Origin of the sequence: Wolbachia endosymbiont of Pentidionis agamae, from assembly GCF_036711655.1 — a bacterium.
Lineage (GTDB): Bacteria > Pseudomonadota > Alphaproteobacteria > Rickettsiales > Anaplasmataceae > JAZHPY01.
In genome coordinates this window covers 1-9,942 of the sequence record NZ_JAZHPY010000041.1, presented here as the reverse complement: position 1 = coordinate 9,942, position 9,942 = coordinate 1, and the positions used below count along the sequence as shown (strand labels likewise).

Genomic DNA, 9,942 nt, shown 5'->3' with positions numbered 1-9,942 from the left:
GGTGATCTGTGTTTTATATCTCTGGAATATTATAACCTCACGAATCTAATGTATGCTTTGAAAACTCAAAGCATCTTCTATAACAAATTGTGCAAATCTACTGCCATTCCAATAATTGGAAGACATCTTTCCTATTACTGCTTTTATATTACCTTGCATAAGAGCAGAACCTAGCTTAGTATCTGCTGAACGGAAAGCAATGCCCTTAACTCTTGCATCATCATCAGTGATAAAACATTTTATGTGATTATTTCCTATAATTTCTGGTTTTCTTATCTTTACTCCCTGAATTATAAATCTTGGTTCTGGGTTACCAACTCCAAATGGCTCTAGGCGCTCAAGTTGCTGAAGAAGAGGTATGCTTACTGTTTTGACTGATATTATACCATCAGCTTTTATAACTTTTTGACTCACTATATTACTAAACTGACATGTAAAGAATTCTTGTAAATCTTTGATTTTACTTTCCTCTACTGAAAAACCTGCTGCCATATAATGACCGCCACCTTCTATAATTAAACCAGAAAATTTTGCGGAAAGCACAGCAGCTCCAATATCCACTCCTGGAATCGATCTACAACTCGCTTTACCTATTCCTTTTTTATCTACTGATATCACGATTGTTGGTAAAAAGAATTGTTCTTTAAGTCTTGATGCAAGAATTCCAATGATTCCTTGATGCCAATCACCAATCACCATGATAAAATTTACTCCGCATAATTTCTCCGTTTGAGAACAAGCTTGCTCTAAAGCTTCATTCTCTAATGATTTTCTTGCATTATTTAGATCTATTAGTTTTAAAGCAATAGACAGAGCTTCTTCTTCATTACTTGTAGAAAGTAGCCTTGCTCCTAGTGACGATTCACCAACTCTTCCTCCAGCATTGATGCAAGGACCGATACTAAATCCTAATTGATAAACATTGAGTTTTTCAAGTATTCCTAGAGTATCATGTAGAACACGCAAGCCAATATTTTCTCTTGCTGACATAACTTTTAACCCCTGAGATACAAAAGCTCTATTAAGTCCTGTAATTTGCATAACATCACACACTGTTCCAAGAGCGACTAAGTCTAAAAAAGAAAAAAGATTTGGCTCTGCACCTTTAAAAAATTTTTTATCACGGAGACTTTTATTGAGCGCAACAACAAATAAAAAAGATACACCAACAGCAGCAAGATTATTATAAGGAGATGTTTCATCAATTCGATTTGGGTTAACTATAGCAACAGCATTTGGTAATTTTTCTACACTTAAATGATGGTCAATTACAATCACATCAAGATTAAAATTTTTTGCATCCTCTATAGGTTGATAAGCAAGTGTGCCACAATCAACAGCAATACATAGATTCATTCCATTTTTTTTAAGCTTTAACAGAGCATTAGAATTTAACCCATACCCTTCATCAATACGGTTAGGTATATAAATTTTTGCATTTATGCCAATTGCTAGTAAATACTTTCTTATTAAAGCTGATGATGTTGCACCATCAACATCATAATCGCCATATATTACTATATTTTCATTGTTATATATTGCATTGATGGTTCTAGAAACAGCTTTATCCATATCAAGAAGATGGAAAGGATCTGGTAAAGATGACCTAATTAACGGATGAAAAAAGTCTTCTACATTTTTTATTCCAATGTTACGAGTAACTAATATTCTTGCCAATATTTCTGGCAGTCTAAAATTTTGCATTAGAGTTAAAATTTCTCTTTGATTTACTTCTTGTAATTTCCATAAAGTATTCGTTACACTGAGCTCTGTTTTAAACATTAGAATTTATATGTTCGTCATAAATAGAAAGATCTGAATACAGATGCTTTCAACAATTATAATAACACTTTTAATGGCACAAGTGTATGAATAATACTATAAGAATTTTTGATTATTTTGACTTAATGGTTTTTCTAGCTCTATGTTATTTAAACAAGTTTGTGGAGGTATTTCTTCAAGGTTTACTTTGTCTTCATTAGATAAATACATAGCACCACAACTTTGTGCAACTTGTATCTCTGGTGCATTGAGAAGCAAATCCATTTTCCTTGTTAAATCATTAAGTTTTTCATTTAACTCCTCATTTTCTTTTTTTAACTCCTCATTCCCTTGTTTTAACTCATTAATCTCTTTCTTGTGCTCTTTCTCTCTTTCTTCAGATGCCTTTGCATTAGCAAGTAAATCTTCTACTTGCTTTTTTTGATTACTTATAACTACTCCTTCTGCAATAATTGCTGCAGCCCCCACTACAGCAAAGACACCGACTACTGGAACTAACATAAAAAAACCTCTATATAAATAAATATCCTCTAGCATAATCTATTGATTTTTTTTGTAAAGTGGCATTTTTAAAAAATTATGTCAATAACATTAAACTTTATATAAAATATTATTATGAAATTTATGATTAATATAAGAAATGCCTATGTATAAATACATACTAGCAAAACTTCATAATATTTTAAGAAGAAAATCTATAAAAAATATGACTAACTGGCTTAGAGGTATTTTCAACAAAGGTTCAATTGACGAAGAAAAATGGATTACTGAATCTATAAAAGACATGGCTCAGATTCTTTTTACAAAAAGAAAAGCTATAAAAAAACTATGGGAATATGAAATAAAACAAATTGAGAAGAAATTACTTAATGAGAAAAATAAAAATGAATCTCTGAAATTACATAAAAAATTACTTTTACTAAAGAACTTGGTAGATGAGCTAAAACACTTCAGAGAAGGTCTATATCATATACCGATTCTTATTATTGCACTTTCTTCTTTCACTAAGGTGTCACACGTTAATAAAAAGTCACATACAGTTAATATATCATCCATCAAGTATCAACATTTTGGTATAGGAAACAAAATCAAGAATAATGGCACTAAAAATAGAATAACAGAGAATATTTCTCATGAAACAAAAAAACCAAAATATGAAAAGAAAGAAACAGATAAACAAAAAGAAATAAATAAAATGCCAAAAAATAAAACTGAAATTCATGATCAGAAGTTATTCTTAAGAAAGAATTTAAATTATAAAACAAACAATTTGACTAGTGATATAAGTGATAACAAAGTAGCATACAACAATAATGATCAAAGAAAATTATCAGATTCAAATGAAGAAACTGTTGTTCATAATACCATAAAACCAAAGAATCCTAAAGCATATTGGTTAGATGATAAACCTGTAACCAAATTGGAAAAGCCAAAGTATACAAGGCCAATACAAAGATACTGGCTAGAATAAAATTAGCATATGTCATGGTAAGTTCATATAGCACCCATACCCTTTACCTTGCTTGATTAGCTAATAATATTTTTATCTTTGCTCTTAACTATTTCAACTAATTAGCAATTTTTTCTTTATCTGGATATTTCTTCTCAACTTCTATTTTATCAATTTCAGTATTAGGCAGCTTTGAAACACGACTACAATATGTAATTCCGCCTACCGCAAGCGCTAATGTTGTAACTATAGTTACTGCTATTGCTATTGCAGGAATAGATGCAACAATCATTCCAGTTAAGAAAAGTACCCCTGTTATTAAAGCACCTAATGCAGAAGCTGCACAACTGATAATAGTACTACCTCTAATAATTTGCTTTTTCATCGCTTGTGACCAAACCTTCGCCATCTCAATATCTTTTATATCTTTCATATTTACACGGAAGGATCTTGGAGTAAAGAATAAGGTTGAATGACTTAAAACACCATCCATATCTAATAAAATCCTTAATACCTTGGTATTATTAGTGTCAGAAGCAATGATAGGTAACGTAGTGAATGGTGTGCGTCGTGTTGTACTAATTTGAATCCCATCACAGAGCTCAATTGTAGTTATAGAAAAACTATGGAGTATATTAAAATTATTCTTCTCTCACTCCTTATATTGATCTTCATCTTCTTCTTTTAATCCATCAGCTATTTTTTTAATTATGTTATCTTTCTTTAAATCTTCTTGATAACTTACATCATAGAGTACCTTTTCTAATCCGCTTTTAACTATTCGCATCACTCACTCATAATGTTATAAATAACTACATGTTCTATAGCTTTTAGCTAAGTCTTCAAGTTTAACATTAAAAGTATCTTTAATACTAAGTACCTTTTCTTCTGTAACCACTCCAATACAAGAAGAAGGAATATTTTTAAATAGTTCTTCAAACCTTTCCTGATTTTGCGGTGCAATAGTAACTAATATTCTGCTTTGTGATTCAGAAAACATAATAATTTCTTTTACACTATCAGGATTTTCTATTTCTCCTAATGCTACTTTTGAAAGATCTATTTCAGCTCCAAGACCGCCTGCAATAAGCGACTTTGTTAGAGCAATAATTAATCCTCCTAAATTCAAAGCAATTGCAGATGCAACAATCCCTTCTTTTACTGCTTGACAGTAACATTCATATAATTTTCTTGCATTTTCTGCATGAACTTTCGGTATATTATTATCACCAACTCCACTATATAATTGATACTCAGATCTTCCAAATTCATCATATGTTATACCAAGTATATACATTAAATCACCAGGAACTTTCACATCAAGTGACACTGCATTTTCAATGTTTTCTATAATCCCAATAGCTGAAATGAGAAGCGATGGTGGAGCTGATATAGCAACTTCTTTTCCACTTTTATCATACCCTTTAAAATCATTAAACATACTATCTTTTCCAGATATAAAAGGTGTTTTAAATATAGTTGCATAATCATAACAAGCTCTAGCTGCTCTTTTTAATTGCCATAATCTTTCTGGATTATACGCATCACACCAACAAAAATTATCGAGTAGTGCTAGATGATTTATATTACCTCCAGCAGCTACGTAATTACGCACAGCAGTATCAATCGCACATGCTGCCATGTGATAAGTATCAATTTCTCCATAACTTGAACTAAACCCTTGTGACTTCACAATGCCGCGAGTTGAGGAAAGAATAGGCCTAGATATAATAACTTCACTACACACCCTACCCTTACCTTGGAGCGGTTTTAATACAGATGACCCCTGCACCTCATGATCATATTGAACTACTATAAATTCTTTACTGCATATATTAGGCATACCTAGCATCTCTTTTAATGCAGTCTCCATAGAAGCTGCCTTTATTTTTTTTATCTTTACTGGTTCTTTAGACCATGGCTTTGTCTGTAAATGCATTTTTGGATTACCATTATGTAAAAACTCAGTTTCTATATCCATTATTATTTCTTGAGAACATTTTACTACTGCTTTACCGCTGTTATTAAACTCTCCTATTATACTATATTCAACATCATGCTTTTTCATAATTTGATCAAATATAGCTAAATTTTCCTGTGGCACTGCTAAGGTCATTCTTTCCTGTGACTCTGATATCCATATTTCCCAAGGATACATATCATTATTTTTTAGTAAAACTTTACTTAAATCTACTTCAAATCCATTTTTTCCCATTTCACCAATAGATGAAGATAACCCCCCTGCCCCGTTATCTGTTATGGCATTATAGAGACTAAGATCACGTGCTTCAATTACAGCATTGGATAATTTTTTCTGTGTTATAGGGTCACCAATTTGCACGACTGCTGAAGAATTATTTTCAGACAATGCTTCTGAAGAAAATGTTGCTCCATGAATTCCATCTCTACCAACCCTTCCACCTATAACTACAATTTTGTCACCATCTTCAAGTTTTTTAACATGTGCAGGTACATTATTAATATTACGTGGAATAATGCCTACACTACCTGCAAAAACCAAAGGCTTACCTATAAATCTATCATCAAAATACAAAGAACCAAGTTGAGTAGGAATACCTGAAGAATTCCCACCAACATTTACGCCATGAATGACCTCTTTAGCTATAAATTTTGGCGATAAGATTTCATTAGTCAGTTCTTTATCACGGTAGAGTTTACCATCCATTTTGCTGGCAAAACAGAAATAATAAGTATTCATTATTGGTTCTGCACCGATCCCGAAACCGATTATATCTCTATTTACTCCAAGAACTCCTGTCATCGCTCCGCCAAATGGATCAAGAGCTGAAGGACTATTATGAGTTTCAACTTTATCCACAATTAAGTATTCATCATCAAAAATTATTGCACCTGCGTTATCAGAAAAAACTGATATACATATACTAGAATTTATCTCACGCGTTGCACGCTTTATATAATGTTCATATAAGCCATCCTTTATTTCATCAATGGAAGAAGAAAAAATATTATGCTTACAATGCTCTGACCAAGTCTGCGCTAAAGATTCAAGTTCAATATCATATGGATCTCGACCAAGTTTATCAAAGTAGCTTTTTATTGCTTTCATTGCAGGAAGAGAAAGACCTAAAGTACCATTACCATCTGCCCCGTAATTACCTATACTTTCAAGCCCTTCATCATTCAAGTTTAAGTTGATATGCTTTACTTTATTCCTTGTTATTCTTAGATTTTCTCTTATTATCCCAGTATCACATATTGCAGATTTATATTTACCATAATATTTGTAATTATAACTATTCTCTTCTTTGCAAATAAGCGTACAATATTCAATAATAGGATTAAATTGCTGTCTTATATCCTCTTCAGTTGGTACATCTCCTTTACCAAGAATAAGTTTAGAACTTTTAGCATTGACATGAATATCATCATAACCCCTACTTATTAAATACTCTTTAATAATTTGCCTTACAGTATTGCCGATATTATCAGTCATCCCAGGTAAAAAGCTTATCTCTAAACCCAAGTCAGCTTGCAATTTATATTCATTTTCTTCTAAGCTTTTGTCGTAAAGATAGTAACAACAGTCCTGCACAGTTTTATGATAGAATAATGCACAAATCTCCTTGTACAGCTCTTGTGTTAATTCTCTATCTATAAAAATAGAGTAAACATTTACTTCTGCTCTAGAACCAGATTGCTCATCTTTACTTATAACTTCTATTCTGAGATTTACCATACTACATTGTAAAACATTAATATACCATAGTGTGCCATAAAGAAAAACCCTTTTTAAGCTCACGTCAGATCTGTAGCTAATTTACATAGCCTTATCTAGCAATCATGTTTCTACAAGATATCTATTTAAGAGTACAATCCAAAAAGCTACACAACTTTTAATAAAAGTCACTGAGCATAGTTTACAATATCTTATTTTTTATATGTTATATTTTATAATTCTGTTTTTATGATAAAAAGCATTACAAAGCACATTGCTATTACAATTGGCTGGATCGCCGTCATATTAGGTATCTTAATCTCTTTATTCCTATTATTATTTGTCACCAATGTTTACACGCACAAAGAACCACCAATATCACTTGCTATACGAAATAATGATGTCGAAGAAGTGAAACGACTACTTGAAAAGCTGCAGATCCAAAATAAGCTCCTTCCTAGAGGATTACCTTTACATGACGCTGCAGCAGACAATAGATTAGAAATAGTAAAGCTATTTCTAGAATATGGTGCAGATCCAAATGTAGATTATGGTGGTACACCACTATATTTTGCTGCATCTCGTGGTCGCTTAGAAGTTATAGATTTATTGCTTAAAAATGGAGCAGATCCGAATATTGGTGGTACATTAGGAACGCCAATGACAGCTGCCATGGCTGATGGCCATATAAGAGTTGTAAAATACCTACTTGAGTATGGAATAGATCCAAATTCTCACTCTTCTTTAATTACTGCAATAAGGTATTACCAATCCATTGACACAAATAAGCCAGAAATAGTTGAGTTATTGCTTCAATATGGTGCAGATCCAACTATGAAAGATAGCCATGGTAATACACCGTTACATTACGCTGCATTTCGTCATAATAAATCTTATGGTCCTTAATCTCAATGTAATATAAGAATAGTGCAACTGCTTCTTGAATATGGTGCAGACCAAAATGTTCAAGATAAGCTAGGAGTGAAACCTATGCACATAGCTGCATTTTCAGGAAGACTAAAAACATTGGAGTTGTTACTTGAATCTAGTAACACAGATACATACTTTTCTAATCCAATAAAACAACGTAATAAATTAGAAGTGGTTAGGGTATTACTTAGAGAAAACATAAATCCACAAATTGAAGCAGCAGGTATACACTTTGCTATAAAATCACATGAGTTAGAAATATTAGAACTATTACTTAAACGCGGTGCAGATCTAAATATGGAATATATTGGTAAAACACCTATATCTTATGCTATACAGATTAGATCTTTTCCAGCAATAAAATTGCTGGTTAAATATGGCGTAAATCTTGATAGTCAAATTAAAACTTGGATTAAAAAATATGTTAAATAGTAAAATTGCTTAGAATTTTTGTCAAAATTTTTACGTAAAAAATGCTTTACATACTAATTCAGTATTACATAAAAACTTTATTCCCATTTCAAAACTTGAAGATGGTGGTGAACCTCTGGTTTACCCTGAATGTTATCCACTTGATGCAGATGATTTTATGCAAGATAAAACGCAATCTCGTAAAGCAGGAGAGCCTGTACTTGATGAACAAGGAAATTCCATAGGAGGAAAACAAATAACCAATTGGGAAGGTAAACCTATTGGTGATAAAGGCTTAGTATTCTTCAATTATATAGACAGATGTTATCAGGCAGTACAATGTGATGGCTCTGGAGTGATTATTTTAAATTTGGTAAAGCAAGAAGAAGCAGAAAAATTAGATATTTATATTAAAGAAGCATATGATAACAATCAAGGAGCACATATTTTAGAACTGATAAAAAAGATTCTTCAACATGCTAAAACGCTAAATCTCATTGATAGATATAATTCTAGTATAGAATATATAAAAGATAAAATGAAACCAATAGGGTGTAAAACTTGTCCTTATGGCCCCTACCCTTACGGCTTATATCAGCGTAATCAAGATATTTGTCATGCAGTTTACATTCCAGGTAGTGGTAAATTTCCAGGCCCAGCTGCGACATTTCAAACATTCTTTAATGGAGCTGTAATAGTTAAACACGGTAATGATATGCGTTTAATTCAACCAAAAGAATTTTTAGACTCTCACAAGCATTTGGATGGAAAAAACATCAAGGAACGGGGGTTAAAAGAAAAATTCCTAATCAAGAAAAATCCCACTTCAACTAGAGTTGAACCTTTCAAGCTACAGAATAAGCATTCATTATAGTGAAATATTGTAGGAGTTTTTAATTATTTACTAATTCTTCTATCAGCTAATTGTATTCTTCTTGTGCATGAATACTGCTGATTAAAATATTAGCTGCTAAAAAGCAGTATACTACGTGAGTAGCATACTGAAACAAAAATTATGAGTGATGTTGCTGATTAGCAAACTTTGCAACTGCTTTAAGTGAGATATCAGTTAGTGAACCTTTAGGACTATTTAGTGTATCAAATATAATTTGATTTGCTTCTGCTAACTCTGGATGTTTTTCATTCAATAATTCCTTTGGATCCTTTTTAAAATCTTCAGTGGTTAATTTATTGATTAATCCAAGCTCATGTAATTTAGCGAACCTGTCTATGTTTCCTATAATATTTTCTATCTCTTCCTCACTAAGACCTGGGAATTTCTCCTTAAAGATATCTTTTAACCGATTTTTGTTTTGCAGTACATTATATTTTTCATCTTGAGGTATATTATTATTATACAAGACAAATTTGGATTCCAAATTATGATCTTTAATGCTTTCAAAAGCATTTGTTGTAGTCAAGTATTTTATCAACAAAGTACTTAAACCACCATTCACCAATATCTTAGCTGCTTCTAGATTTTCTTCAAAAGTTTTCAAAATATCTTCATCATAGATCATCAGTATTTTATTATGATCAATGTACTTACTATTTATCCATAGCTTAGCTGCTTCTGGATAAATTTCAACATTACTGAAAGCACGGACATTATTCATAGATGCAAGAAAGATAGATTTTTTGGTTGATTCTCCTATACTATTACTATTAAAAA

The 9,942-nt window shown here is 31.7% G+C and carries 10 protein-coding genes; 4 read left to right on the top strand and 6 right to left on the bottom strand.

Going from position 1 to position 9,942, the window contains the following annotated elements; all coding sequences use genetic code 11:
* Nucleotides 1-45 precede the first annotated feature (45 nt).
* Together recJ and V6U76_RS03150 are read right to left on the bottom strand one after the other, a co-directional pair.
* Nucleotides 46-1,788, bottom strand: coding sequence for a single-stranded-DNA-specific exonuclease RecJ (gene recJ / locus V6U76_RS03155; protein ID WP_333023567.1), 1,743 nt, complete (start codon nt 1,786-1,788; stop codon nt 46-48).
* A 90-nt stretch (nt 1,789-1,878) separates the two neighbouring features.
* A complete protein-coding gene (locus V6U76_RS03150) occupies nt 1,879-2,283 on the bottom strand; it encodes a hypothetical protein (RefSeq protein ID WP_333023565.1) in 405 nt (134 codons plus the stop codon).
* Between the two features lie 205 nt (nt 2,284-2,488).
* Here V6U76_RS03150 and V6U76_RS03145 point away from each other — a divergent pair, with 205 nt between their 5' ends.
* Nucleotides 2,489-3,253: a hypothetical protein gene (locus V6U76_RS03145; RefSeq protein ID WP_333023564.1), complete on the top strand. Its 765-nt coding sequence runs from the start codon at nt 2,489-2,491 to the stop codon at nt 3,251-3,253.
* A gap of 97 nt (nt 3,254-3,350) precedes the next feature.
* Here the strand turns inward: V6U76_RS03145 and V6U76_RS03140 are convergent, their stop codons facing one another.
* The 3 genes from V6U76_RS03140 to V6U76_RS03130 all read right to left on the bottom strand — a co-directional run bounded on the left by V6U76_RS03140 (nt 3,351) and on the right by V6U76_RS03130 (nt 6,950).
* Nucleotides 3,351-3,725, bottom strand: coding sequence for a hypothetical protein (locus V6U76_RS03140; protein WP_333023563.1), 375 nt, complete (start codon nt 3,723-3,725; stop codon nt 3,351-3,353).
* 159 nt (nt 3,726-3,884) lie between these two features.
* Nucleotides 3,885-4,019, bottom strand: coding sequence for a hypothetical protein (locus V6U76_RS03135; RefSeq protein ID WP_333023562.1), 135 nt, complete (start codon nt 4,017-4,019; stop codon nt 3,885-3,887).
* 15 nt (nt 4,020-4,034) lie between these two features.
* Nucleotides 4,035-6,950 carry a phosphoribosylformylglycinamidine synthase subunit PurL gene (locus V6U76_RS03130; protein ID WP_333023561.1) on the bottom strand — a complete coding sequence of 972 codons (2,916 nt, stop codon included), beginning with the start codon at nt 6,948-6,950 and terminating at the stop codon, nt 4,035-4,037.
* Between the two features lie 228 nt (nt 6,951-7,178).
* On the opposite strand from V6U76_RS03130, the gene V6U76_RS03125 reads away from it, so the two are divergent.
* The 3 genes from V6U76_RS03125 (at nt 7,179) to V6U76_RS03115 (ending at nt 9,144) form a co-directional block, all read left to right on the top strand.
* Nucleotides 7,179-7,835 carry an ankyrin repeat domain-containing protein gene (locus V6U76_RS03125; RefSeq protein ID WP_333023560.1) on the top strand — a complete coding sequence of 219 codons (657 nt, stop codon included), beginning with the start codon at nt 7,179-7,181 and terminating at the stop codon, nt 7,833-7,835.
* Between the two features lie 12 nt (nt 7,836-7,847).
* On the top strand, nt 7,848-8,291 hold the full coding sequence (locus V6U76_RS03120; protein WP_333023566.1) for an ankyrin repeat domain-containing protein: 444 nt from the start codon (nt 7,848-7,850) through the stop codon (nt 8,289-8,291).
* 157 nt (nt 8,292-8,448) lie between these two features.
* Entirely contained in the window at nt 8,449-9,144 is a 696-nt protein-coding gene (locus V6U76_RS03115) for a hypothetical protein (protein WP_333023559.1), read from the top strand.
* A gap of 139 nt (nt 9,145-9,283) precedes the next feature.
* Here the strand turns inward: V6U76_RS03115 and V6U76_RS03110 are convergent.
* Nucleotides 9,284-9,942: hypothetical protein (locus tag V6U76_RS03110; RefSeq protein WP_333023558.1), on the bottom strand; the 659-nt coding region annotated here is incomplete at its 5' end.